Source organism: Kitasatospora sp. NPDC052868 (genome assembly GCF_044547105.1).
In the GTDB taxonomy this organism is placed as follows: domain Bacteria; phylum Actinomycetota; class Actinomycetes; order Streptomycetales; family Streptomycetaceae; genus Kitasatospora.
In genome coordinates, this window is sequence record NZ_JBITZW010000004.1 from 197,972 (window position 1) to 221,802 (window position 23,831).

The 23,831-nt window shown below is 73.8% G+C and carries 17 protein-coding genes and 3 tRNA genes; 13 read left to right on the forward strand and 7 right to left on the reverse strand.

Annotated elements, in window-relative coordinates:
- Positions 1–7: 7 nt before the first annotated feature.
- The 3 genes from ACIGZJ_RS09490 to ACIGZJ_RS09500 form a co-directional block, all read right to left on the reverse strand.
- Positions 8–859, reverse strand: a complete 852-nt coding sequence (locus ACIGZJ_RS09490) for a hypothetical protein (RefSeq protein ID WP_396456677.1) — start codon at positions 857–859, stop codon at positions 8–10.
- Positions 856–1,134, reverse strand: a complete 279-nt coding sequence (locus ACIGZJ_RS09495) for a hypothetical protein (protein ID WP_396456678.1) — start codon at positions 1,132–1,134, stop codon at positions 856–858. The genes ACIGZJ_RS09490 and ACIGZJ_RS09495 overlap by 4 nt, the downstream gene beginning before the upstream one ends.
- 613 nt (positions 1,135–1,747) lie before the next feature.
- Complete coding sequence (locus tag ACIGZJ_RS09500) at positions 1,748–2,527, reverse strand: GntR family transcriptional regulator (RefSeq protein ID WP_396456679.1); 780 nt, start codon at positions 2,525–2,527, stop codon at positions 1,748–1,750.
- Positions 2,528–2,543: 16 nt separating this feature from the next.
- Between ACIGZJ_RS09500 and ACIGZJ_RS09505 the strand changes: the two genes are divergently transcribed.
- From ACIGZJ_RS09505 to ACIGZJ_RS09530, 6 genes are all read left to right on the forward strand, one after another.
- Positions 2,544–3,005, forward strand: coding sequence for an NUDIX domain-containing protein (locus ACIGZJ_RS09505; protein WP_396456680.1), 462 nt, complete (start codon positions 2,544–2,546; stop codon positions 3,003–3,005).
- Between the two features lie 392 nt (positions 3,006–3,397).
- Positions 3,398–4,546: a peptidoglycan-binding protein gene (locus ACIGZJ_RS09510; protein WP_396456681.1), complete on the forward strand. Its 1,149-nt coding sequence runs from the start codon at positions 3,398–3,400 to the stop codon at positions 4,544–4,546.
- A gap of 116 nt (positions 4,547–4,662) precedes the next feature.
- On the forward strand, positions 4,663–5,493 hold the full coding sequence (locus ACIGZJ_RS09515; RefSeq protein WP_396456682.1) for a MerR family transcriptional regulator: 831 nt from the start codon (positions 4,663–4,665) through the stop codon (positions 5,491–5,493).
- 320 nt (positions 5,494–5,813) lie between these two features.
- Entirely contained in the window at positions 5,814–7,178 is a 1,365-nt protein-coding gene (locus ACIGZJ_RS09520) for an FAD-binding oxidoreductase (RefSeq protein WP_396456683.1), read from the forward strand.
- Positions 7,179–7,701: 523 nt separating this feature from the next.
- Positions 7,702–8,031: a hypothetical protein gene (locus ACIGZJ_RS09525; protein ID WP_392930586.1), complete on the forward strand. Its 330-nt coding sequence runs from the start codon at positions 7,702–7,704 to the stop codon at positions 8,029–8,031.
- Between the two features lie 468 nt (positions 8,032–8,499).
- Positions 8,500–9,258 carry a pyridoxal 5'-phosphate synthase gene (locus ACIGZJ_RS09530; protein ID WP_396456684.1) on the forward strand — a complete coding sequence of 253 codons (759 nt, stop codon included), beginning with the start codon at positions 8,500–8,502 and terminating at the stop codon, positions 9,256–9,258.
- Positions 9,259–9,337: 79 nt separating this feature from the next.
- Here ACIGZJ_RS09530 and ACIGZJ_RS09535 read toward each other — a convergent pair whose 3' ends face one another.
- Positions 9,338–10,405, reverse strand: a complete 1,068-nt coding sequence (locus tag ACIGZJ_RS09535) for an EamA family transporter (protein WP_396456685.1) — start codon at positions 10,403–10,405, stop codon at positions 9,338–9,340.
- Positions 10,406–10,557: 152 nt separating this feature from the next.
- Between ACIGZJ_RS09535 and ACIGZJ_RS09540 the strand changes: the two genes are divergently transcribed.
- Entirely contained in the window at positions 10,558–11,445 is an 888-nt protein-coding gene (locus ACIGZJ_RS09540; RefSeq protein ID WP_396456686.1) for a DUF1906 domain-containing protein, read from the forward strand.
- A gap of 83 nt (positions 11,446–11,528) precedes the next feature.
- Entirely contained in the window at positions 11,529–12,809 is a 1,281-nt protein-coding gene (locus tag ACIGZJ_RS09545) for a hypothetical protein (protein WP_396456687.1), read from the forward strand.
- On the opposite strand, the gene ACIGZJ_RS09550 is transcribed toward ACIGZJ_RS09545, so the two are convergent.
- Positions 12,806–13,021: a hypothetical protein gene (locus ACIGZJ_RS09550; RefSeq protein ID WP_392930596.1), complete on the reverse strand. Its 216-nt coding sequence runs from the start codon at positions 13,019–13,021 to the stop codon at positions 12,806–12,808. The two genes, ACIGZJ_RS09545 and ACIGZJ_RS09550, sit on opposite strands and share 4 nt — an antisense overlap.
- Positions 13,022–13,140: 119 nt before the next feature.
- Positions 13,141–13,713, reverse strand: coding sequence for a MarR family winged helix-turn-helix transcriptional regulator (locus ACIGZJ_RS09555; protein ID WP_396456688.1), 573 nt, complete (start codon positions 13,711–13,713; stop codon positions 13,141–13,143).
- 223 nt (positions 13,714–13,936) lie between these two features.
- On the opposite strand from ACIGZJ_RS09555, the gene ACIGZJ_RS09560 reads away from it, so the two are divergent.
- Entirely contained in the window at positions 13,937–15,598 is a 1,662-nt protein-coding gene (locus ACIGZJ_RS09560; RefSeq protein ID WP_396456689.1) for a long-chain fatty acid--CoA ligase, read from the forward strand.
- Between the two features lie 66 nt (positions 15,599–15,664).
- Here the strand turns inward: ACIGZJ_RS09560 and ACIGZJ_RS09565 are convergent, their stop codons facing one another.
- A complete protein-coding gene (locus ACIGZJ_RS09565) occupies positions 15,665–19,138 on the reverse strand; it encodes a PAS domain-containing protein (protein ID WP_396456690.1) in 3,474 nt (1,157 codons plus the stop codon).
- Between the two features lie 177 nt (positions 19,139–19,315).
- Between ACIGZJ_RS09565 and ACIGZJ_RS09570 the strand changes: the two genes are divergently transcribed.
- The 4 genes from ACIGZJ_RS09570 to ACIGZJ_RS09585 all read left to right on the forward strand — a co-directional run bounded on the left by ACIGZJ_RS09570 (position 19,316) and on the right by ACIGZJ_RS09585 (position 23,803).
- Positions 19,316–19,406 (forward strand) — tRNA-Ser (locus ACIGZJ_RS09570).
- A 154-nt stretch (positions 19,407–19,560) separates the two neighbouring features.
- Positions 19,561–19,636: transfer RNA gene (locus ACIGZJ_RS09575), tRNA-Arg, on the forward strand.
- A 32-nt stretch (positions 19,637–19,668) separates the two neighbouring features.
- A tRNA-Arg gene (locus ACIGZJ_RS09580) sits at positions 19,669–19,744 on the forward strand.
- A gap of 663 nt (positions 19,745–20,407) precedes the next feature.
- Positions 20,408–23,803 (forward strand): Ig-like domain-containing protein, encoded by a 3,396-nt coding sequence (locus ACIGZJ_RS09585; protein ID WP_396456691.1) that lies wholly within the window; start codon positions 20,408–20,410, stop codon positions 23,801–23,803.
- Positions 23,804–23,831 lie beyond the last annotated feature (28 nt).

A 23,831-nucleotide genomic window follows, 5' to 3' on the forward strand; every position in this document is an offset into this window, starting at 1 on the left:
TCTCCTGTCAGGCGGCGATCGGCGCGGACGCGGGCGCCTGGAGGGTGCGGAGCTGGTCCCGTACTCGCTGGGCCCGGGGCTGGCCGATGCCGTACTCGGCGCGCAGGGTACGGACGGACGGGAGCGCGCCGTCGGCGAGTACGGCGGCGAAGCGCTCGGCGGCGGCCGGGGTCAGCTCGTCGAGGTCTTCGGGCTGTTCGTGCTGGTCGGGGCTGGTGTATCCGGTGTACTCGTCGTCCCCGGGTACGTACTCGGCGAGCGGGTACGGGTGGGTACGCTCCGGCGCCGGGGCGGGTACGGGGCGGGGCGGAAGCGGGCAGAACTCCAGCTCCGCCACCGGTTCGGCGGCCGGCGCCGGCGCCGTCTCGGGTACGGCGGGTACGGGCTGCGGGTACACCTCGACCAGCCCGGGTACGGCGGGTACGTCCACCGGATACGGCCCGGCCGGGGCGGGTACGGGCTCGGCCCACAGCGGCGGCAGATCGTCCTCCACCACCGCTTCGGGCTCGCTCTCGGCGGGCGCGGTGTGGGTGTGCAGGACGTGCACCCGCCACAGCACGAGCGGGGCGATCGCCGAGACAGCCACGATCAACCGCCAGTCCGGCGTGATGACGCCCGCGCCGAGCAGGTGCGCGGCGGCATTGGTGGCGATCATCCCCAGCACCGGCGGGAACACCTCTCGCCCGGCCCGAAGCGCCCGCAGCGCATAGGTGTCCAGCGCCAGCGGAAGGCCGGCGGCGACGACGGGGTGGAACCCGCTGTCGACGGCCAGCGCCCACTCGCCGTGCGCCGACACGACCACGGCCGCGCTCATCGCCAGCCAGGCCAGGACATCCATCTGTCCGGCGGCCCGCTTCACGCCGCCACCCGGTCGACGCTCGCCGTGCGGCGGATCACGGCCGGGCGCCGCAGCGGCACCGGCGCCGACCGCAGCAGCGCGGCGGCGTAGGCGGCCAGCTCCGGGTCCTCCCGACGCAGGTCCGCCAGCACCGCGCCCGCCGCGTCCAGCCGGACCGCACGGTCCAACTCGCGCTCATCGGGCACCCCGGTGAACAGCTCCTCGTCCACGCCGAGCGCCAACTCGGCGAACTCTGCCCCGTCCAGGGGCATCTGGCCTGCAACAATCGACCTCACGGGTCTACCTCTTCTCAGTAGGGGGCGTGGACCCGAGGACCGCCGCGCGCCCGGCCAAGGAATGCGCGGCGGTCCGTCCCATCGGGCCTGGGCCACTCGAACGTCACGAGTAGCCACGACCCCCGGCACGCTCCCCACAGTCATGGATGCGAGGGGGTGTCGAGGGCCGTGGTCACTGGTGGAGCTGAGGGGTTGGTCTCGTCTGGACGCGGGGCCTGCTCGCTCCGGGGAGATCCCTCCCGAAGGTCGTCGCCGCGAAATGTCGGCCGCGTCGTTCTTTTGAGTCGGCTGCGTGTCCCATGTACGGCCCGCCGTCTGAAGGGCGGACCGAGGTGTCAGGGCGTGCGCCCCTTCTCTGCCGACTGGTCTCCACTCACCCCGACCGGTGTGGTCACGGAGGGACTGCGGTGGTGGATCACTCTCTTGAGTTGTTGAGCGGTGATGCGTTTGTGCTGTTCAGAGCAGCCCGAAGAAGGCCCCTCAGAACTCCTGCACCTAAGTGCTCATGCACTTATGTATAGGAGTGACATGCATTAGAGTGCACTGCTCCTATACATAAGTCAACCCTCCACGTGGAGTGCACCGTGGAGGGTCGTCGAGAGGTGTGTGAGCGTCAGTCTGTAGCAGGGATTCGGTAGTCGAGAACGAACCGGTCAGCAGCCATCAGCGTGTCGCAGACCTCGACCACGCGCCCCATCTCGGTGATGGCATTGCGTGTCAGGTGGATGACCGGTGCGCCTGGACTGAGGTCCAGCATGCCGGTCTCAGGCTTCGTGGCGAGGCGAGCCTGTACGGTCTCGGTGAACTCCGCGAGGATGTGTCCGTTGTCCTCCAGGCGTGCATAAATGCCACCGCCGCCCGGGTTCTCCGCGAACAACTCGGGGATGTCCTTCGCGATGTCCCAGGGCAAGTAGGAGGTGGCTTCCTCGGTCGGCACTCCATCGCTGAAGTACAGCCGCCGGCGCGCCAACACCTGGGCCCCGGGCGCGACCGAGAGCCGTTCGGCGATGTCCGCCGATGCTTCGGTGGGCCCGATGTACAGGACCCGAACCGAGGGGGTGGAACCTGCCTGCTCGGCCTCAGCGAGGTAGGCGGCCTTCCCTGCCTTCCGGTGGGATCGCCGGAAGCGGTCCGACGACTTGCGCTTGACCGGGGGGCGTGACTTCACGAAGGATCCACGGCCGTGATGGGTCTCGATCAGACCGGTCGTGCGAAGCTCGGCCACGGCCTTCCGTGCGGTGCCGGGCGCGACCTTGTATCGGTCCATGAGTTCGGACTCGCTTGGGATCTTCGTGCCAGGGGGCAGGATGCCCTTTTGAATCTGCTCCGCAAGGTCCTCGGCGATCTGCAGGTACCGGGGCGAGGACGTCTCGCGAACGCTTCCACTCCTCATTTGGGTGGAACCTCCTATGCTCATATACATGAGTAACAGTACGCAGCAGGGGCGGTCAACGCCGCTGCACTCCGTGTCGGTCGCAGGCGTCGTTGTGCGGGAGGGCGGTGACGTGCTGGTCATCCGTCGCGCGGACAACAGCACGTGGGAGCCGCCCGGTGGGGTGCTGGAGCTTGGAGAGTCCGTTGAGACGGGAGTCTGCCGGGAGGTGTTGGAGGAGACCGGTGTCGAGATCGAGGTCGAGCGGCTGACTGGTGTCTACAAGAACATGGCCCTCGGCGTCGTCGCCTTGGTCTTCCGGTGCCGCCCGATCGGCGGTACGCCAGCAGTCTCCGATGAATCGACAGTCGTGCAGTGGCTCCCGGCTGGTGAGGCGGTTGCGAAGATGGGAGACATGTACGCCATTCGGGTTCAGGACGCACTCAGCCTCGGCGATCCCGCTGTGCGCGCGCATGATGGCCGCCGGCTTGTGGCCTGAGCCTCCTGTGTGGGCCAGTTGTGGGCCGCCGTTTCAGATGAGCATGCGAAGGCAGGTCCCTTGTCGAGGCCAGCGGGCATCTCTGGCTCGCACTGCTTCTGATCTTGAAAACTGTCGTGCGGTGACCCCGTACCGTGGGTTCGAATCCCACGCTCTCCGCTGGTAGGAGAACAACCTGCTCAGGGCGGGTGCCGGAAGCTTCCGGCACCCGCCCTTCGCGTTTCCGGCTCTGGGCGTGGGGTGTGGACCGCCGTGGTGTCAGGGGGAGTTGTCCTGGTTTCACTCGGAAGGGGGGTTTGGGGAGGGGGCGTCCTCGTGAGGGGGAGGGGTCGGCGTTAGTCGGACGTAAGGGGGCGAACTGCCCCTGGTGCGTGCCCGGCGAGGAGACGCGGATGGCCTGGTACCCCGGTGCTGAGCGGATGGAGCTGCAGCCCGAGTCGGACGAGCAGCCGGCGATCGTGCCGACGCAGGTGATCTTTCACAGCATCGCGGCGCCGTGGACGCCGCAGCGGATCTACGAGTACTGGCGCGACAGCACCAACCTGGAGTCGCACTTCGGGGTCGGATACGACGGCGGTGTAGGCCAGTTCGTCGGCACGCAGACCCGCGCCGACGCCAACATGCACGCGAACCGGAGGGCGGACGGCACCGGGGCGGTGAGCATCGAGTCGGCGAGCAACGACCGGCACACCGATCCGTGGACGGACGCCCAGGTGGCGGCGCTCACCGCGCTGGGGGTGTGGCTGCACCGCACGCACGGGATCCCGCTGCGCGCCTGCCGGACGGCGGACGACCCGGGGTACGGCTTCCACCGGATGTTCCCGGACTGGTCGGACGGCGGGACGGCCTGCCCGGGGGACGCCCGGGTGCGGCAGTTCTACGACGTGGTCCTGCCCGGCATCGTCGCCGGGGCCGCAGGCGGAGGCGGTGGCGGAGGCGGTGGTGGCACGGGCGACAGCACCCCGCTGCCGCCGCCCCGGGCGGACTCCGGCCCGGCCCGCTACCGGGTGACCATCAACGGGCTGGAGTACGGCTACGGCGCCCACGGCCCGCAGGTCCGCGAGGTCGGCGAGGCGCTGGTGGCCGCCGGTCACGGCTCGCACTACACCTCCGGGCCGGACGAGGACTGGCGCGACGCCGACACCCTCAACTACCAGGACTACCAACGCGGTCTGGGTTACTCGGGCGCCGCCGCGGACGGCGTGCCGGGCGAGGAGTCGCTGCGCCGGCTGCTCGGCCGGCTGCCCTCGCCCCGGCGGGTCTCGCTGGCGCATGTCGTCACCGCCGCGCGCACCGACCCGGGTGCCGAACAGGGCCACCAGACGTACGGCGGCGAGGTGCGAATCGTCGAACAGGCGCTGGCCGACGAGGGGTTCCTGGAGCAGCGCTGGGTGGACGGATCGCTCGGCACCCGGACGGTCGAGGCGTACGCGGCCTTCCAGCGCAGCCTCGGCTACTCGGGCACGGACGCCAACGGCATCCCGGGCCAGCGCAGCCTGCGGGAGTTGGGCGGCCGCCGGGGGTTCGACGTCACGGACTGACAGGTCGGAAGGCCGGTGGACGGAGGGGGTAAAAGGGCGGGAACGGCGGCTAGGAGGGAGCGGCGTCGGCCGGGACTTGACCATGACACGGTGTGAGGGTCTGCACTGGAGGAATCATGTTCAACATCGGAGACTTCGCCAAGCACGGCCGGGTGTCGGTCCGCATGCTGCGTCACTACGACGCCATCGGACTGCTGCGCCCGGCCCGTGTCGACCCGGCCAGCGGCTACCGCTCCTACGAGGCCGCCCAGTTGGCCCGGCTCAACCGCGTCATCGCGCTCAAGGACCTCGGCTTCACGCTGCAGCAGGTGCAGGCCGTCCTGGACGACCGGGTGGACGCGGCCGAGCTGCGCGGGATGCTGCGGCTGCGGCGTGCCGAACTGGCCGCCGCGATGGCGGCGGACGCCCAGCGGCTGGCCCGGGTCGAGGTGAGGCTCCGAACCATCGAGAGCGAGGGAATCATGTCGGCAAACGACGTCGTGGTGAAGCGGATCCCGTCGGTGCGGGTGGCGGAGCTGACCGCCGTCGCGGCGAGCTACCAGCCGGAGGACATCGGGCCGGTGATCGGCCCGCTCTTCGAGGAGCTGTGCCGTCGGATGGCGGCGGCCGGGGTGGCGGCGGCCGGTCCGTCGGTCGCCCGGTACGAGGACACCCCGGAGGGGGACGGCTCGGTGCTGATCCGGGCGGCCGTGACGGTCGGCGCCGGGGTGGACGCGCCCGGGGCGTACGACTTCGACGTCCTCGACCTGCCGGAGATCGAGGAGGCGGCGACCATCGTCCACCGCGGTGCGATGGACGACTGCCTGCCCTCCTTCCAGACCCTCGCCCGCTTCGTCGACGAGGCCGGCTACCGCTCCACCGGGTACGCCCGGGAGCTGTACCTGGAGTGCCCCGAGGACACCGCGGAGTGGGTGACGGAGTTCCAGGAGCCGGTGGTCCGCGGCTGAGGCGCGGCCCGGCGCGGCCCGCTGGCCGACGGCGCTCTGTGCGCTCGCCACCGGAGCCGCCGGGCTTGCCGCACTCGGGTCGGCCACGCTCCGCCGGGCAGCGAGCCCGGCAGCGGGCCAGGCAGCGGGCCGGTCAGCGGGCCGACCGGAGGACCAGCCAAAGGGCCGCACAAAGCAGGAACGCGGACACGCGGCGGCCCTGAAGCACCCCTGAAGCACCCCTGAAGCGGTCGGTGCGCGTACTTGCCGCTCCCGCGGGCACGGGGCAGAGTGCGGCGGGACGGGACGGGCCCGCACCCCGGCGGCGATCGGAGACGGCGATGAGTGATCTGACGGACCGGCTGGCCCAGGGCCTCCCGCCCGGCGCGCTGACCGTGGACCCGGATGTGACGGCCGCCTACAGCCGTGACATGGCGGGCTTCTGCGCGGCCGGCACCCCCGCGGTGGTGGTCTTCCCGGAGACGGTCGAACAGGTCCAGCACGTGCTGCGGACCGCCACCGACCTGCGCGTCCCGGTGGTCCCGCAGGGCGCCCGCACCGGGCTCTCCGGCGCGGCCAACGCGGTGGACGGCTGCATCGTGCTGTCCATGGTGAAGATGAACCGCATCCTGGAGCTGGACGCGGTGAACCGGATCGCGGTGGTCGAACCGGGCGTGATCAACGCCGAACTCTCCCGCGCGGCGGCCGGACTGGGCCTGGCGTATCCGCCGGACCCGTCCAGCTGGGAGTCCTGCACCATCGGCGGCAACATCGGCACCGGCGCGGGCGGCCTGTGCTGTGTGAAGTACGGGGTGACCAGCGAGTACGTGCTCGGGCTCGACGTGGTGCTGGCGGACGGCCGGCTGCTCTCCACCGGCCGTCGGACCGCCAAGGGTGTCGCGGGCTACGACCTGACCCGGCTGCTGGTCGGCTCGGAGGGCACGCTGGGCGTGGTGGTCCGGGCGGTGGTCTCGCTGCGACCCGCCCCCGCGGCGCAGCTGGCGCTGGCCGCCGAGTTCCCGAGTGCGGACACGGCGGGTGCGGCGGTCTGCGAGGTGATGGCGCGCGGCCTCACGCCGTCGCTGATGGAGCTGATGGACGCCGTCAGCGTGCGGGCCGTCAACGAACTCGGGCAGATGGGGCTGCCGGAGTCGACCCAGGCGCTGCTGCTGGTGGCCTTCGACGGGCCGGACCGGGTGGCCGAGCTGGCGGCGGTGGAGGCGATCTGCCGGGCCGCCGGCGCGACCGAGGTGGTGCCGGCCGAGGACCAGGCGGAGTCCGACATGCTGCTGGAGGCGCGGCGGCTGGCGCTGCCCGCGATGGACCGGCTGGGCACCACGATGATCGACGACGTGGCGGTGCCGCGCTCGCGGCTGGCCGAGATGCTGAACGGCGTCGCCGTGATCGCCGAGCGGCACGAGCTGACCATCGGCGTGGTGAGCCACGCGGGCGACGGCAACACCCATCCGATCGTCATCTTCGACGCGGCCGACCCCGAGCAGTCGGCGCGGGCGCAGCGGTCCTTCGACGAGATCATGGCGCTCGGGCTGGAGTTGGGCGGGACGATCACCGGCGAGCACGGGGTCGGGCTGCTGAAGCGGGACTGGCTGGCGCGCGAGCTGGGGCCGGTGGCCATGGAGCTGCAGCGGCAGCTGAAGGCGGTCTTCGACCCGCTGGGGATCCTCAACCCGGGCAAGGCGGTCTGATCGTCAGACCGACTGTTGCCCGAAACCCCGCATCCCCGTCATCAAGCGTTCCAAGAGCCCCAAGCACCCAAAGCGCCCCGCATCTCCGAGGAGTGGAAATGCGGGGCGCTTTCCTGCTTTATCGGATTTTTTGAATAGTCCGAGAATGGCTGGATATATCGACAAGGGTGGCCGACCGCACCATTAGGGGGCGCGTTCACTGGCGCTGCGCGCGGGGGTGGTGCGCGGGGTCACCCGAATGGTGCACGCACGCCCGCGCAAGGGTCGCGCGACGCTGCCATCGTTCGAGCGAACTCCCAGCTCGGTGGCGGTGTGTCGGCGTGGTTGCCGCTGGTTCGATCGTTATGCGCCCAGGTCCGGATATCACGCTAACGGGCGAAAAGGCCGCCGGGAGGTGGTGCTTTGTCGATTTGTTGCGGAAGTCTGTCTCCCGGCGTCGCAGCCCGCAGGTGTTCGTCTGGCCGACGGACTCCCGCACACCGTGTACGGCAATGCATGATTTTCAGTTTTTTGGAGGATTCTTATGGCTCGCATCCGCACCCACCGAGTGGCCGGTCTTCTGCTCGCGGCTCCGCTTGCCGCCGGTCTGCTGCTCGCGGGAGCCGGTGCCGCCGCCGCCGACAACGGCGCGGCGTCCAACGACGGCTCCAACGGCAGCGTGGTGTCGAACGTCGGGACGGGCAACGTCTTCGGATCCGTCGACGGCAACTACGTCTCCACCCAGCAGACGGCCACCGGTTCCGGTGCCTCCAACCAGGCCAACACCCTCGCGGTGAAGGACAACGCGGGCGTCATCCTGGCCGGCCAGGACAACAGGAACTTCAACATCGTCTTCGCCCCGGTCTTCCACTGACGGAGGCGGATTCCACCGCCGGCGGGGGCGCCGGAGGTGGATGGCCGCGGGTGGGCTGAGCGTCCGCGGCAGGGTTCGAAGCGAAGCATGGAACCGGGTAGCGGAAAGGGTCACCGCGAGCCGGGCTCGTGGGCGGTGCCGATCGTCGGCACCGCCCACCGGTGCGTCCGGCGCCCGCCGCCGGAACAGCCTCGAAGCCCTCTTGAAACTCCCTTGACGCTCCCTCAGGCGCTCCCTCTGGCGCGCCCTCGAAAGCGCCTGTGACTTGCCGTTGAAGCACTCCCGAATCACCCTCGGAACGGTCCGGCGGCCCCGCCCGGCCCCGCCCGGACACCCCGCAGCAAGGGCCCGCGCCCGGGTCCGTCACCCCTCGGCGGTACGGTTGCGCTCCGACAGCGCACCCCGCGCCCGGGCCGTCTCGGCCCGACCGACCGGGCTGCGGCCGCGGCAACCGGAGGGAAGGGCGCGATGGCAGCGGAGGAGGAGGGCCTGACCGGCCCGGGCGAGTCCACGCCCGCACCGCGGCCGGACCACGGGTCCGAGCCGAGGTCCGAAGCCAGGTCCGTACCCGAGCTGCTGCTCGGCCGCCCGCCGATGGCCCGTCCGCTGCCGTCCTTCGACCCGGACACCGCCCCGGCCGAGCCCGGCCCGCTGTTCGTCGACTGGCTCGCCGACGCGTTCGCGGCCGGAGTCCTGGACCCGCAGGTGGTCACGCTCTCCACGGTCGACGCCGACGGGCTCCCGGACGCCCGGGTCCTGGTGGTGCGGGACGTCGACGCCTCCGGTACCGGCTGGGTCTTCTCGGCCGCCGCCGACAGCCCGAAGGGCCGCCAGCTCGCCGACCACCCGGCGGCCGCGATGACCCTCTACTGGCCGCCGCTCGGGCGCCAGATCCGGGTCCGCGGCACCGTCGAGCGGGCCGCGGACCAGGTCGCGGCGGCCGAGTTCGCCACCCGCTCCCCGGCCTCCCGGGTCGCCTCGCTGGTCGGCCGGCAGAGCGAGCCGCTGGCCGCCCTGGGCGAGTACGAGGAGGCCTCCGCCTCCGCCCGCCGTCGGCTGGAGGCCACCCCGGACGCCGTCGCGGCCGGCCACGCGGTCTACACCCTGTGGGCGCACGAGGTGGAGTTCTGGCAGGGCGACGCCGAGCGCCGGCACGTGCGACTGCGCTACACCCGGACGGGTCCGGTCCGCACCCCGGAGTGGTCGCGCACCCTGCTCTGGCCCTGAGCGACCGGCACGGACCCGCAGGAAACCGTCAGCCTCAGGGAGCCGTGAGCCCCCGAAGGGCGGCGCGGCCCCGACCCGATCAGCGCCGACCGGTCAGCGTGGCCCCCACGCTGGCCGCCACCACGCAGCCGATGCCGGCCAGCTGCGGCCCGCCCAGTAGCTGGCCCAGCACCACCAGGCCGACCAGCGCGCTCACCGCGGGCTCCAGGCTCACCAGCACGCTGAACACCCGCTGCGGCATCCGCCGCAGCGCCGTCATCTCCAGCGTGTACGGGATCACCGGCAGCAGTAGCGACACCCCGGCCACCGAGAGCAGCAGCACCAGCGGCGAGGCACCGGGCGCGGTCAGCCCGTCCCAGGCCTGGCTCAACCCGAACGGCGCCACCGTCAGCGCACCGACCGTCATCGAGACGGCCAGGCCCTGGAAGCCCTGGAACGCGGCACCGACCTTGTCCGTGAACAGGATGTACGCGGCGTAGCAGGCGGCCGCCCCGAAGGCGTACGCCAGCCCGACCGGGTCCAGCGACGAACCGCCGTCGCCCTCGCCGAGCAGCGTCAGCAGCGCCACCCCGCCGGCCGCCAGCAGCGCCCAGAGCAGGTGGCTGGCCCGCCGGGCGAAGACCAGCGCCACCGCGAGCGGGCCGAGGAACTCGATGGTCGCCGCGGTGCCCATCGGCAGCCGGTCGATCGCCCCGGCGAACAGCAGGGTCATCCCGGCCGAGGCCATCCCGAGCAGTCCGGCCGCGGCCAGGTCCCGCGGACGGCGCCCGCGCAGCCGGGGCCGGGTGACGGCCAGCAGGAGGACCGCGGCGAAGCCCAGCCGGAGGAAGGTCGTGCCGCTGACGCCGAGCGGGCCGAACAGCGGCTTGGAGAGCGCGATGCCGAGCTGTACCAGGAACATCGCGGCAAGACAGAAGAGCGGCGCCGGGATCCGCTCCGGGCGCCGCATCAGCTTCGGGATCCGTCGGCCGGTGGGCCGGGCGGGCAGCGCGCCTGGGGGCGGCTCGGTGCCGGGCGCCCCGCCTCGTCGCCAGCCACCGCGCTCGCCGGCGGGCTCGCCCTTGGGGGCGGGCGGCATGGCAAGAGCCTCGGCGACGGCGGCGGCCGGCGTCGGGGCGGCGGTTTCGACGGGAGGGGACGTGGGCATAGAGGCGAGTTTGCCGTAAGGAGTAAGTGCGGGGCAAGCTCGTTACCAAAATGCGGACGGATGCGGACGGGTGCGGCTGAAAGGGTGAGCTCCGGCGGCACGTGCGGCGCGGTTGCCGCAATCGTCCGATGGTCCGTCAGTATCAATGGCGGGTGCGCTATCTCCGCCCGGCGGCCCTCTCCGCCGCATCCCTGGTCCTGCTCCTCGCCACCGACGGGACGGGCCTGACGGGCCTGAGTGCCGAGGCGACCTCCCCGGTCGGCGCCGCCGCCCCCCGCATCCGGGGCACCGTGCTGCCGGACCGGCCCGGTCCACCCGCCGCCCGGACCCGCGACCTCTTCAGCGGTGCCGCCTTCGACACCTGTACCGCGCCCCCGCTGGACACCCTCCGCGCCTGGCGCGGCACCTCCCCGTACGGCGCGGTCGGCATCTACACCAGCGGTGCCCAGCGCGGCTGCGCCCAGCCCCGGCTCAGCGCCGAGTGGGTCCGCCAGGCGCGGGCGATGGGCTGGCGGTTCCTGCCCGTCCACGTCGGACTGCAGGCACCGTGCAGCGAGCTCAAGGGCAAACCCGCGCGGATCGACCCGGCCCACGCCGTCCAGCAGGGCCGGGACGAGGCGGTCGAGGCGGTCGGCGGCCTGAAGGCCGTCGGGCTGGGCGCGGGCAGTCCGGTCTTCCTCGACATCGAGGCGTACCCGATGCGGGACGCGGCCTGCGGCCAGGCGGTCGTCGACTTCACCCTCGGCTGGACCCAGGGCCTGCACGTGGCCGGCTACCGCTCCGGCTTCTACTCCAGCCTCGACTCCGGCATCGCCGACCTCGCGGCGGCCGCCCGGGCCGGCAGCTCCCCGCTGCCCGACAGCGTCTGGTACGCGCGCTGGAACGACGGCGCCGACACCGCCGGCGGCGGCGCACTCGCCGCCGACCTCTGGACCGGACACCAGCGCGTCCACCAGTACCGCGGCAACGTCGAGGAGACCTACGGGGGAGCCGCCCTCACCATCGACCGCAACCAGGTCGACACCCCGCTGGCGAACTGATCCGGGGCCTTCCTCGCACCTCCCCCGTCCGGTGCCCCGGATAGGGTGTGCCGTCGACTCGATCGAGGCACAGGGGGACGGGCGTGTCGGAGCAGCAGGGGCACTACGGCGGAGGCGGGTACGGCACACCGCCGCAGCACCCGTACGGCCAGGGGAACCCGTACCAGCAACCGGGGCCGTACCAGCAGAACCCGTACGCGCAGCCGGTCCCGCCGCAACCCGTGCCGTCGCAACCCGTGCCGTCGCAGCCTGTAGCGCCGCAGCCCGTATCGCCGCAGTACGCGCCACCTCCGCAGGCGCCCCTTCAGCCGGCGCCCGCTCAGCAGGCCCCCGCCCCGGGCGCCCTGGCGGCCACCGGCGGCTTCCCCGGCCCCGGGCCGCGCCGCAGCCGGACCGCCGTCCTGCTGCAGTTCACGCTCCAGTGGATCTACGCCCCGCTCTGGATCGCCGCCCTGGCCGCCCTGATCGCGCTCCTGCTCTGGGCGGGCGGCGGCGGCCCGTCCGGCCCGGACTCCGACGCCTGGCTGAAGGTCAACCGCTCCTTCATCCCGCCCCGCCGCCTGAGGGCCGAGCTCACCGGCCGCCCCGAGGACTGGGAGCGCTACGTCGCCCCGATCCTGGAGCGCCGGATCCGCAGCGCCGAGGCCGAGTACGCCGCCGGCGGCGGTGACGTCGCCGCCGACCTCAGCCGCGCGATGGGGGTCAGGCTCGCCGTACGCCTCTACCGCGGCCTCGGCGCGGCCGGCGTGGTGCGCCTCGCCGAGCGCTACGGCTGGCACGGGGTGGCCGACAGCGGTGACCGCAACCACGTCCGGCTCGGCCGCCGGTTCCCCGCGCCCGCGCAGATCCACGCGCCCGGTCCGCACGACCCGCCCGCCGCGCCCGGCACGCCGTGGGGGCCGCGCCCGGGCAGGTTCGCCCTGCTGCTCCCCGTCATCCTGGTGCTGCAGGTCGTCTACGTTCCCGTGTACTGCCTCTCCACCTTCTGGCTGGACCGCGCCGAGCCGGACTACTGGGACCGCTGGGGTGCCCGTTGGGCGGTCGGGCCCCGCGCGTTCTGGGCGGAGCTGACCGGTGGCGCCGCGGCCTGGGACCGCCACATCCGCCGCATCCTGGCCCGCGACATCCGCCAGGACGCCGCCCGCGACAAGGGGCCCGCCCGCGGCGTGGTGGCCGCGGACGGCACCTTCGTCCGCCGGATCCGGATCAACCTCGCGACCTACCGCGGCGCCGGCGCCCAGCAGGTCCTGCGCATCGCGGCCGAGCACGGCTGGCACCTCGACCCGGCGTACACCCCTCAACCCGAGGTCTGCGTCCGCCTCTGCCGCACCGACCGCGCCACCCCGGCCCAGGCACCTGCCTAGGCCGACCCCCGCTTCCACTCGCCGTTGCCGAGCGGGATCCACCCCTGCCCGGCGCAGTCGGGACAGGTCTCGGAGATGTACCCCGTGCCCGTCCGGTCGGCCCGCACCCCGAGGCGGGCGCGGGTCCGCACACCCCCGGCGCAGTTCGGGCACGGCACCCGGAATCTGGCCGGCTCGCGCTGCACCTGGCGATCGTCATGGCTGTCGCTCATGCCGTTCAGTATTGCGCGCCACGGCCGTGGCGACATCGCCGCGGAACCGGGCCGCGGAGTACGTCCTGACGGTGTGCCTGCTGGAGGCGTCGGCGGTCATGCGGTGCTCCTTGTCCTGTTCAGGAGGTCGGCTGGTCGGGCTGGACGTCGGCCAGATACCGCTCGATCCGGTGCTGGTTCTCGACCAGACGCAGGCACAGGTGCCGGAGTCGGGCGAGTTCGTCCTCGGAGAAGCCGCGGAAGACGGCGGACATGGCGCGCTGCGTCGGCTGGCGGAAGGCCTCCAGCCAGTCGCTGCCGGCCGGGGTGATCCGGGCCCTGACCGACCTGCGGTCGTGCTGGTCCTGGACTCGTCGGGCCAGCCCGTCGCGTTCCAGCGTGTCGACCAGGCCGGTGACGTTGCGCGAACTCACACCGGCCGCGCGGGCCAGGTCGCCGATGCTCAGCCCCTCGTCGGTGGCCACGCTCAGTCGGGCGAGGAGATCGAGCGCACCCGCGCTGAGGCCGCGGCCGCCCGCGCCCTGCGCGCGCAACCGGTCCACGGCCTGCGAAGCCGAGCGGACCGCCGCGGCCGCCTCCAGCGTGAGCGTGCCGTCGCCTGCCGCGAACGCCCGCATGGTCGCTCTGACCCCGGGGTCGTAGAGGAGGCCGTCGGAGTCGGAGGACAGCTCTGAGTTATGTACGTCATTCATAATGAAGCAATACTCTATCCGCGCCGAGGTGACACCGCCACAGATCCCGCTGTTTTCGACCGGCGTCCGACGAATCGTCACCAACGCGAAGCCGTGATCCGTTCAACGGGCCGAGGATGCTGACATCGGCCCCGCCGGGAGGCACAATCGGCCTCGGCTGCCCGAGATTACCGCCCAGTAGGCGGGGGAGCCCGCCCAGGTGCCGCCAGGTCAAGGAGGACCCGTGTTCAGCACGATGCAGGACGTACCGCTCACCGTCGCCAGGATCCTCACCCACGGTGCCACCATCCACGGCCGGTCGACCGTCACCACCTGGGACGGCGCCGGGCCGGTCGTCCGGACGTACGCCGAGGTCGGGGCGCGGGCCGCGCAGCTCGCGTACGCGCTGCGCGACGAGCTCGGGGTCACCGGCGACGACCGGGTGGCGACGCTGATGTGGAACAACGCCGAGCACCTGGAGGCGTACCTCGCGGTGCCGTCGATGGGGGCGGTGCTGCACACGCTGAACCTGCGGCTGCCCGGCCAGCAGCTGGCGTTCATCGTCAACCACGCCGCCGACCGCGTGATCATCGTCAACGGCACCGTGCTCCCGCTGCTCGCCGCCGTCCTGCCGGCCCTCAACCCCACCCTCAAGCACATCGTGGTCAGCGGGCCCGGCGACCGGTCCGTCCTGGACGGCTTCGCCGGCACCGTGCACGAGTACGAGGACCTGATCGCCGACCGGCCCACCGAGTACCCCTGGCTGGACGACCTCGACGAGCGCCAGGCCGCCGTGCTCTGCTACACCTCCGGCACCACCGGCGACCCGAAGGGCGTGCTCTACAGCCACCGGTCGGTCTACCTGCACTGCCTCCAGGTCAACACGGGCGACAACTTCGCCTTCACCCCGCGCGACACCGCGCTGCCGGTCGTCCCGATGTTCCACGTGAACGCCTGGGGCATCCCGCACGCCGCCTTCATGTCGGGTGCCAACCTGCTCATGCCGGATCGTTTCCTCCAGCCCAAGCCCATGGCCGAGATGATCGCCCGGGTGCGGCCCACCGTCAGCGCCGCCGTGCCCACCATCTGGAGCGGCCTGCTGGACGAGCTCGACGCGGGGGACTACGACACCTCCAGCCTGCGCATGGTGGTCATCGGCGGCTCCGCCTGCCCGCCCGCCCTGATGCGCGGCTTCGACGAGCGCCACGGCATCAAGGTGGTGCACGCCTGGGGCATGACCGAGACCTCCCCGCTGGGCTCGTTCGCCCAGCCGCCCGGCGGCCTGACCCCCGAGGAGGAGTGGGAGTACCGCGTCACCCAGGGCGTCTTCCCGGCCTCCGTCGAGGCCCGGCTGACCGGCCCGGGCGGCGAGCGGATGCCGCACGACGGCGTCTCGGCGGGCGAGCTGGAGGTGCGCGGCCCGTGGATCGCCGGGGCCTACTACGGCGGCGCCGGCCACGACCCGGAGCGTCCGGAGGACAAGTTCAGCGAGGACGGCTGGCTGCGCACGGGGGACGTCGGCACCATCACCCCCGACGGCTACCTCACCCTCACCGACCGCGCCAAGGACGTCATCAAGTCCGGCGGCGAGTGGATCTCCTCGGTCGACCTGGAGAACCAGCTGATGGCCCACCCGCAGGTCGCCGAGGCCGCCGTGGTCGCCGTCCCGGACGAGCGGTGGGGCGAGCGGCCGCTGGCCACCGTCGTCCTGCGGCCCGGCGCGACCGCGGGGCTGCCGGAGCTGCGGGCCTTCCTGGCCGAGCGGATCGCCTCCTGGCAGCTGCCGGAGCGCTGGGCGATCGTCGAGTCGGTGCCGAAGACCTCGGTCGGCAAGTTCGACAAGAAGGTGATCCGGGCGACCTACGCGGCGGACGGCCTGGACGTCACGGTGCTCGGCAAGGAGTAGTCCGGGCCGCGCGGAGCGGAACGGACCGGAGGGCCGGCCACCACGGGTGGCCGGCCCTCCGCCGTGTCAGCCGGCGGCGGCGACGCCCGCCTCACCCATGGCGCCGATCCGCCCGAGCAGGTCGACGATCCGGGACTGCACGTCCGCGCTGGTCGAGCGCTCGGCGAGGAACAGCACCGTCTCGCCGGTCCGCAGCCGGGGCAGCTCGCGCGGGTCGAGGTCCACAGAGGTGTAGACGACCAGCGGGGTGCGGTGCAGCCGGTCGTTGGTGCGCAGCCAGTCCAGCAGGCCGACCCGGCGGCGGCGGATCTGGAAGAGGTCCATCACCACCAGGTTCGGCTGCACGCTGCTGGCCCGGGCCACGGCGTCGTTCTCGTCGGACGCGTGCTCGACGTGCATGCCGCGCCGTTCCAGGCTGCTGATCATGGCGGCGGCGATGTCCGGGTCGCCTTCGACCAGCAGCACGCGCGGGGCGTGGTTCTCGCCGTCCCGCGGGGCCAGCGCGCGCAGCAGCACGGCCGGGTCGGCGCCGTACGCGGCGTCCCGGGTGGCCTGGCCGAGGCCGGCGGTGACCAGCACCGGGACCCGGCTGTTCAGCGCCGCGGTACGCAGCGACTGCAGCGCGGTGCGGGTGATCGGGCCGGTCAGCGGGTCGACGAAGAGCGCGGCGGGGAAGCCGGAGACCTGGGCGTCCACCTCCTCGCGGGAGCGGACGATCACCGGGCGGTAGCCGCGGTCCTGAAGGGCCTGGCGGGTGGCCGCGTCGGGCTCGGGCCAGACCAGCAGGCGGCGCGGGCCGCCGTCCGCGGCGGGCGTGGCCATGGCCGGGTGGTCGCCGGTGTCCTCCCCGTGCGGGGCGGCGGCGGGGAGCTCGGCCATCGGGCGGGGGGCCGTCCGGAGCTCGGGGGCGGCGGGCAGCTGCGGGGGTCCGGCCGGGGCGGGGATGCCGCCGGGGTAGGCCTCGCCTGGCCCGCCGAGCGGGCGCGGCGGTGCGAGTTCGGCCAGGCCGCTGCCGACCGGACGCGGCGGCTGCGGTGCCTGCGGCGCCTGCTCGACGGCGGCCGCGGGAAGGGCGGGCCGGGCCGGCTCCAGGGCGGTGCCGGGCGTCGGGGCGGGTGCCTCCGGGGCCTCCGTGTCCGCGCCTGGCGGGACGGCCAGCCGGCGGCGCCGACCGGTCGGCGCGACGGCGGGCGGCTCGGCCGCCGCGGGGGCCGGGCCGGCCGGCAGCGCGTGCTCCAGGCCGGGGTAGAACTGGGTGCCGGGGTCGGGGACGCCCGGCAGGGAGATCGCGCCGGAGGAGTCCTCGGCGGTCGGCAGGGCCCGGCGCCGACGGGACGGCTTCTGCTCGGTCTCGGCGTCGGCGGGGACGGCCGTCCCCGTAGCCGGGGTCGGCTCGGCGCCCTCGGGCGCGGGGTGCTCCGGAGCGGGGCCGAGCGCGATCGGGCCGCGTCCGCCGGGGGCGTCGGCCTCCTCGGCGGCCGGAGCGTCCTGGTGCTCGCCGTCGACCGGTACCGCGTAGGCCGGACCGGATCCGCCGTCGTCCTTGCCCCACGGATCGCTGGCCGGGTTCTCCGGTCCGCCGATCCCCTGGCGCCCGTAGGCAGGGTCGTTCCCGGTGCCGTTCCACTGCTCGGGGACGGCCCGCTCGACCCGCGCGGGGGCGTTCGGCCACTGCTCGGCGGCCGGCTCCGGCGTGGCGGGGGGTGCGGCCGGCTCCTCGGCGGCCCGTCCGCGGCGGCCGCGCCGCTCGGGCACCGGCTGCTCGGCGGGCTGCTCCGGCGCGGCGTCGCCCGGGGCCGCCGTGTCCTCGGCGGCGTCCTCCTCCGGGCGCGGTGCGGCGGCGGGCAGCTCCGGGATGCCCGGCAGGTCGGGCAGGACGGCGCTGTCGGTCTCCTTGGGCCGGTCCGACCGGCCCTCGGCGGCGGCGCGCTCGGCGGCGGCCTTCGCCGCGACCGGGTCCAGCGGCAGCTCGACCACATAGGTGGTGCCGGCCTTGCCGGGAAGCTCGTGCGGCTGGAGCACGCCGCCGTGACGCTCCACCACCGTGCGGGCTATCGGCAGGTGGACGGGGCTGCCGCCGCGCCCGGGGCCGCGGATCTCCACCCGGGCGACCTCGCCGCGCTGGGCGGCCGCGAGCACCACCATGGGCACGTCGCCGTCGGCCGGGGGCAGGGCGGGGGCGCCGGGGGCGGCCAGCCCGGGGGAGGACACCGCCGGCGTGGCGTCCAGCGAGAGGGCGACCCCGCTGACGTCGGCGACCAGGTGGGCCAGCGCCTGGGCGAGCCGCTGCTCGTCGGCGATCACCTCGACGGCGGCGGCGTGCACGGAGAACCGCACCCGGCCCGCGCCGACCAGCTCGCCCGCGTGCTCGACGGCCCGTCGGACCACCTTGTCCAGGGCGACCGGGACGCGCTCGGTGGCCTTCGGCTCGCCCTTGCCGTCGGTGCGGCCGTCGCCGGAGCCGGCCGGTCCGCTGTCGCCGGCCTCGGAGCGCTGGTGGGCGAGCACGCCGTCGATCAGCTTGCCGAACCGCCGGCACTCGTCGGCGAGCCGGCGCAGCGTCCAGTTGGCCTCCGGCCAGAGCTGCCCGGCCGGGTCGCCGGCCAGCGCGTCGATCCGGCGGTGCAGCGCGGTCAGCGCGCCGCCCAGCTCGCTCTCCAGCACCGCGGTGAGGTGCTCGTTGCGGGCGATCAGGGCCAGCTCGCGGCTGCGGTCGGTGAAGGTCATCACCGCGCCGACCAGCTGGTCGCCGTCCCGGACGGGGGCGGTGGTGAGGTCGACGGTGACCGGTCGGCCGTCCTTGCGCCACAGCACGGTGCCCCGCACCCGGTGCTTGCGCCCGGAGGTCAGGGTGTCCAGCAGCGCGGACTCCTCCAGCGCCAGCGGGGTGCCGTCGGCCCGGGAGTGCTGGATCAGGGGGTGCAGCTCGCGCCCGCCCAGCTCACTCGCCCGGTACTCCAGGATGTGCGCGGCGGCCGGGTTGACGAGCACGCAACGGCCTTCGAGGTCGACCCCGAGCACGCCTTCGGCGGCGGCCCGCAGGATCATCTCGGTCTGCTTGTGCTGGCGGCGAAGCTCCGCCTCGACGCCGAGCCGGCTGGACAGGTCGCGGACCAGCAGCAGGAGCAGGTCGCTGCCGGAGGACGAGCCCTCGCGGTACGGGTCGTAGGGGACGAGCGGGGAGAGCGCGTAGCCGCGGCCCTCGCCGGCGCCGTCGTCGGCGAAGTCGTTGCCGGAGACCTCGACCGGGAAGGCGGTGCCGTCGGTGCGGCGGGCCGTCATCCGCACCGGGCGGTCGAGGGCGTCGTCCTCGCGGGGCGCCGGTCGCATCGAGCCGGGGATCCGGCTCGGGTCGAACTCGGGCAGGAGGTCCAGGACGCCCATGCCGACCAGCGAGGTGCCGGGGGCTTGGAGCGCCCGGACGGCCGCGTTGTTGGCATCGACGACGGTGCCGTTGCTGTTCACCAGCAGCAGCGCGTCGGGCAGTGCGTCGAGTATGGCGGCGAGGCGAGCAGCGCCTCGGATCGGCCTGCTGCTCACGTCGACAGGTCTCCTCGGCTCAGGGCAGCTCCTCCGGAGACGGCAGTATCTCATTCTTCTTTGCGGCGGGGACGACCCGCCTAGTAACGTTGGCGGTGGTTGGTGTCGGGCCCTTGGGTTGTGGCATCATCACAGGCACACGGAACGGGTCCGCCAGACGGGCGCGCTCCATGTGGAGGAGGCTTCGCCTAGTCCGGTCTATGGCGCCGCACTGCTAATGCGGTTTCGGGGTTATTCCTGATCGAGGGTTCAAATCCCTCAGCCTCCGCCTCCGAGAGCCCCGCCGACGAGCACGTCGGCGGGGCTCTCTGCATGATCGCCGGGCGGGGTCCGGTACGGCCCGGATCAATCGATTTCGCCCCGAGTCGCAGGTCATGTAATGTTGTTCCCGCACCGCCCCGGTGGCACGTTCACCAGGGCGAGCGCTCATAGCTCAACGGATAGAGCACTTGACTACGGATCAAGAGGTTGCAGGTTCGAATCCTGCTGAGCGCACCAAACCTTCGCAAGACCGGGTTCGCCCGGCACTTGCGCTCATAGCTCAACGGATAGAGCACTTGACTACGGATCAAGAGGTTGCAGGTTCGAATCCTGCTGAGCGCACCACCAGGGAAGCCCCCGGCCATCGGCCGGGGGCTTCTCCGCTTTTCCGGGCGGTGGTCGGGCCCCGTCCCGGGGTGTCGGCGGTCACGTCGTGGGCGGCCGCCGGGGAGGCCTCGGTCTCCGGAGTCAAGGCCTCGCCGGGGTGGCCGCCCGGCTCCCGCGGCAGGGCGATCGGGGGCGGCGTCCTCCAGGGGGGGGGGTGACCGGGCTCCGAGTGCCGCCCGGGAGCCGCTCCCGCCGATCGTCCGGACGGTCGGCGGGTGGCGCGCGGACGCCGGGATCGTGTTCGAACAGAGGGTCCGGCGACGGCGGGCCACAGGGTGCGGCGGCCGCGAGACCGCTCGTGGCGGGAGCGAGGTCCGTGGTCGCGGGCCCTGGCGCTCCCGAGCGGTCGGTTCATTCGAACAGGGCATCCCGAGGGGCCGTCAGCTGCCGGACCGCGGCGCCTGGTTGTAATCGTCGGATTCACCGCGATACGCCGCCTAATGGATGAAATGCATCTCTTTCGGGTACATCCTTCCTGCCGGTCGGATGACGGCTGTTCGGGTGGGACACGGCCAATAGCGCAGGTGTCGAAGTATGACCGGACCAGGATCGTGATTCCGTTTTGTCAGATCTTGTGCCCAGACTGCCCGTCCCAGGCAGCCGACACCGAAGGAGAGCCGGATGAGCCGACAGTCTCCCCGCGACGCCGTCCTGTCCGGCCCGGCCCCGGAGCGGCGGATTCGCCGGACGGGCAGCGCCAGGCGGCTGCCCCTGACCACGGCCGGCGTCTGCGCCGTGGTTGCCGCCGGACTGCTGATCGGCTGGAACCCGCCGTTCTCCGCCGCCCAGCAGTCACCCGACACCTGGTCGGGCGAGCACCGCGCACTGCTGCCCTCCGGGCTCTCCGTCCAGCTCGACTTCTCGCCCGCTCCCGGAACGAGCGTCACCGCCGAGCCGGGTGAGCTCGCCGACCGCGCCGGAGGGGGGCGGGCGGCCGCGCTCTACACGGACGGCCTGCGGCCGGGCGACCCGGCCGAGACCTTCCGGATCGCCGAGGACCGTCCGCAGGCGGACGGCTCCTGGCGCACCGTCGGAACGCTCCAGCTCACCTTCTCCCGGGCCGTCCGCAATCCCCGGCTGCACCTCAGCGGACTCGCCGCAACCGCCACCGGGAAGGACGGCACCACCAGCACCGCCACCCGGCTGACCGTCACCGGCGGCTCGCCGGACGCGCCCGCCCTGGTCAACCGCACCGACTGGCCCGGTTGGACGGTCGACGGCAACTCCCTCGCCCCCGCCGGGGCCGACGGCGCCTCCGACGGCTCGGGGGGATCGGCCGCCGAGGGCAGTCTGGAGCTGGCCGGGACGTTCCGGACCGCCGTGCTCCGGGTCGAGCAGCGCTCCACCGCCCGGGCCGGCAGCACCACCGCGCCCGTCCGGCTGAACCAGGCGTACACCGTCACCGTCGACGAGGGCGTCGGCACCGCCCCGCAGGGCTACGGGAACGCCTCCCATCTGGTCTCCGACCTCTTCCTCGGCGCCGAAGCGGCCTCCCCGGCCAGACTCGCCCGGCAGACCGCCGCCCGGTCGTCGGCGCCCGCACCCGCCTCCGTCGAGGGCTCGAGCCCCGGGGCGGGTGCCGGGGCGGATCCGGCCGACGAGCCGCTGGTGCAGCTCGACCACGGCGCGGGGCGGCGCAGCGTCTGGTCCAGCCCGGCGCCGCCGCAGCTCCAGCCCGGGCGCGGTGAGTACCAGGGCGCGGACCCGAGCATCGGATACCCCGCCGAGGCCGCGATCGGCCGCTACTACCGGCTGACCGTGCCGGTCGCGGTGGGCGGCGCGACCGCCACCCTGGCCGGCTGGGTCGACTTCGACCGCAACGGCCGCTTCGACGCCACCGAGCGGGTGCAGAGCGAAGTCCCGGCCGGGGCCGACCACACCGTCCTGGAGTGGACCGTGCCCGCCGGCGCATCCTCGGGGGAGACCTGGGCCCGGCTGCGGATCGGCCGCGACGCCGCCCAGCTGGTGCCCCCCGGCGGCTTCGCCGACTCCGGCCAGGTGCTGGACCAGCGGATCCGGCTGACGGTCGGCGCCGCCCGCCCCGAGATCGCCGAACCGGTCGACGGCGCCGTGGTCGCCGACGCCCGCCCGCAGATGCGCGGCGAGGGCGCGGTCTCGGGCGCGACGGTGGAGGTCCGGGACGGGGACGCCACGCTCTGCCGTGCCCGGGCGGGGAAGAAGGGCGACTGGTCCTGCCGCCCCGGCGGCGCGCTCAGCCCCGGCGTCCACGCCCTCACCCCGGTCGAGACCACCAGCGGCGGGGTGGTGCTGCGCGGCGAACCGATCCGGATCACCGTGAAGACCGCGCCGCCGGCCGCCCCCGCCCTCACCCTGCCGGAGTACACCAACGACCCGGGACTCCAGCTGACCGGCACCGGTGAGGCGGGCAGCACCGTCTCGGTCGCCGACCAGTCGGCCGGAGTGCGCGGTGCCGGGGTCGAACTGTGCAGCACGGCCGTCCGCTCCGACGGCGCCTGGTCCTGCCTGCCGGTGGAGAACCTGACGGACGGTCGGCACCAGCTCACCCCGACCGCCGTCGACGGGGCGGGGAACCGGACGGCGGGGCGCGCCACCGGACTGGTCGTGGACACCGTCGCGCCGGCCCGTCCGGTGCTCACCGCCCCGGCCGCCGGCGAGACCGTCCGGATCGCCCGGCCGAAGCTGGCAGGGCGGGCGGAGGCGGGCGCCAGGGTGATCGTCACCGCCCGGGTGGGCGGCTCGGGGCCGGCCTCCGACTCGGCCGCGGCCGAGCGGGTCGTGGCCTGCGGGGCAACCGTGGCCATCGACGGCAGCTGGACCTGCACGGCCAACCGCGATCTGCCGGAGGGTGAGCAGTGGCTGCTCGTCACGGCGACCGATCTCGCGGGGAACGGCACGCCGGGGGATCCGGTCGGCATCCGGGTCGCGGCGGCGGTGCCGGTGCCTTCGACGCCTTCACCGGTCGTGCCGTCGCCCTCGGTGGCGGCTCCGGTGACTCCTTCGGTGGTGCCTTCGGTGACGGCCTCGCCGTCGGTGTCCCTGCCGGCGGTGCCCGTGCCGACCGTTTCCCCGACGGTCGTTCCCTCGCCCGCGGTGCCCACGGCGGCTGTGCCCGCTCCGGCGGTCCCCTCGCCCGTGCCTACGCCCTCGGTGCCGGTCCCGTCCCCGTCGGCATCGGGCCTTCCGACCCCGACGTCCCCGGCGGCGGTACCGGCCTCACCTGCGGCGGCTGCTCCGGCCCCCGCGGCGGCGAGCCCCTCGGTGGCCGTGCCGCCGGGCTCGGTGAGTCCGTCCGTCCCGTCCGTTCCCGTTCTCGATCCTGTTGCGCCGGGGCTGCTGCCGGTGGTCGTACCGGTCGTTGTGCCGCCGGTCGCGGGTCCGACTCCGTCGTCGGCGCCCACCGTTCCGGTGCCCTCGGTACCCGTCCCGACGGTGTCACCGTCCGCCCCGCCGGGCTCGGTGAGTCCGTCCGTCCCGTCCGTTCCCGTTCTCGATCCTGTTGCGCCGGGGCTGCTGCCGGTGGTCGTACCGGTCGTCGTGCCGCCGATCGCGGCCGTTCCGGGACGGCCGGCGGTGCCGGGCTCCTCGCTTTCGCCGAGCGTGTCCGTCTCGCCGAGCGTGGCTGCGTCGGCCGGTGCGTCGGGCTCCCCGGTGTCGCCGGGCGTGTCCGCACCGGCGGGTGTGACGGCGAGCCCGAGTGGCCTCCTGTCCGCGGCTCCCTCGCCCACTCCCTCTCCTTCTCCCGCCCTGTCCGTCTCCCCGTCGCCGGTTGCCGCGTCGGCTGCGGCCGGTCCGGCGTCCGCTGTTCCCGCCTCCGTCGGACCCGTCGCCGGGGACCCGGAGGTGCAGTCCGCTGCCGAGTCCTCCCGGGCGCTGGCCGCGCCGCCCGGTGGGGTCGTGGCCGCGGAGGCGGCGGCCGACCGGCCCGGTTCGGGCGGCTGGCGCGGTGCGCTCGCCGGCTTCCTCCTGCTGCTCACCGGGATCGGCCTGATCACCCGCCGGGTCTTCGCCCGGGGGCCCGGCGCGCGGCGGCGCTGAGCCCATCCGAACCATCAGCCCATGTGCC

Coding starts and splice junctions, on each gene's coding strand:
- ACIGZJ_RS09535 (WP_396456685.1), bottom strand. CDS start 10,405: ATGCCCACGTCCCCTCCCGTCGAAACCGCCGCCCCGACGCCGGCCGCC.
- ACIGZJ_RS09515 (WP_396456682.1), top strand. CDS start 4,663: ATGTTCAACATCGGAGACTTCGCCAAGCACGGCCGGGTGTCGGTCCGC.
- ACIGZJ_RS09520 (WP_396456683.1), top strand. CDS start 5,814: ATGAGTGATCTGACGGACCGGCTGGCCCAGGGCCTCCCGCCCGGCGCG.
- ACIGZJ_RS09585 (WP_396456691.1), top strand. CDS start 20,408: ATGAGCCGACAGTCTCCCCGCGACGCCGTCCTGTCCGGCCCGGCCCCG.
- ACIGZJ_RS09530 (WP_396456684.1), top strand. CDS start 8,500: ATGGCAGCGGAGGAGGAGGGCCTGACCGGCCCGGGCGAGTCCACGCCC.
- ACIGZJ_RS09510 (WP_396456681.1), top strand. CDS start 3,398: ATGGCCTGGTACCCCGGTGCTGAGCGGATGGAGCTGCAGCCCGAGTCG.
- ACIGZJ_RS09500 (WP_396456679.1), bottom strand. CDS start 2,527: ATGAGGAGTGGAAGCGTTCGCGAGACGTCCTCGCCCCGGTACCTGCAG.
- ACIGZJ_RS09505 (WP_396456680.1), top strand. CDS start 2,544: ATGCTCATATACATGAGTAACAGTACGCAGCAGGGGCGGTCAACGCCG.
- ACIGZJ_RS09525 (WP_392930586.1), top strand. CDS start 7,702: ATGGCTCGCATCCGCACCCACCGAGTGGCCGGTCTTCTGCTCGCGGCT.
- ACIGZJ_RS09550 (WP_392930596.1), bottom strand. CDS start 13,021: ATGAGCGACAGCCATGACGATCGCCAGGTGCAGCGCGAGCCGGCCAGA.
- ACIGZJ_RS09555 (WP_396456688.1), bottom strand. CDS start 13,713: ATGAATGACGTACATAACTCAGAGCTGTCCTCCGACTCCGACGGCCTC.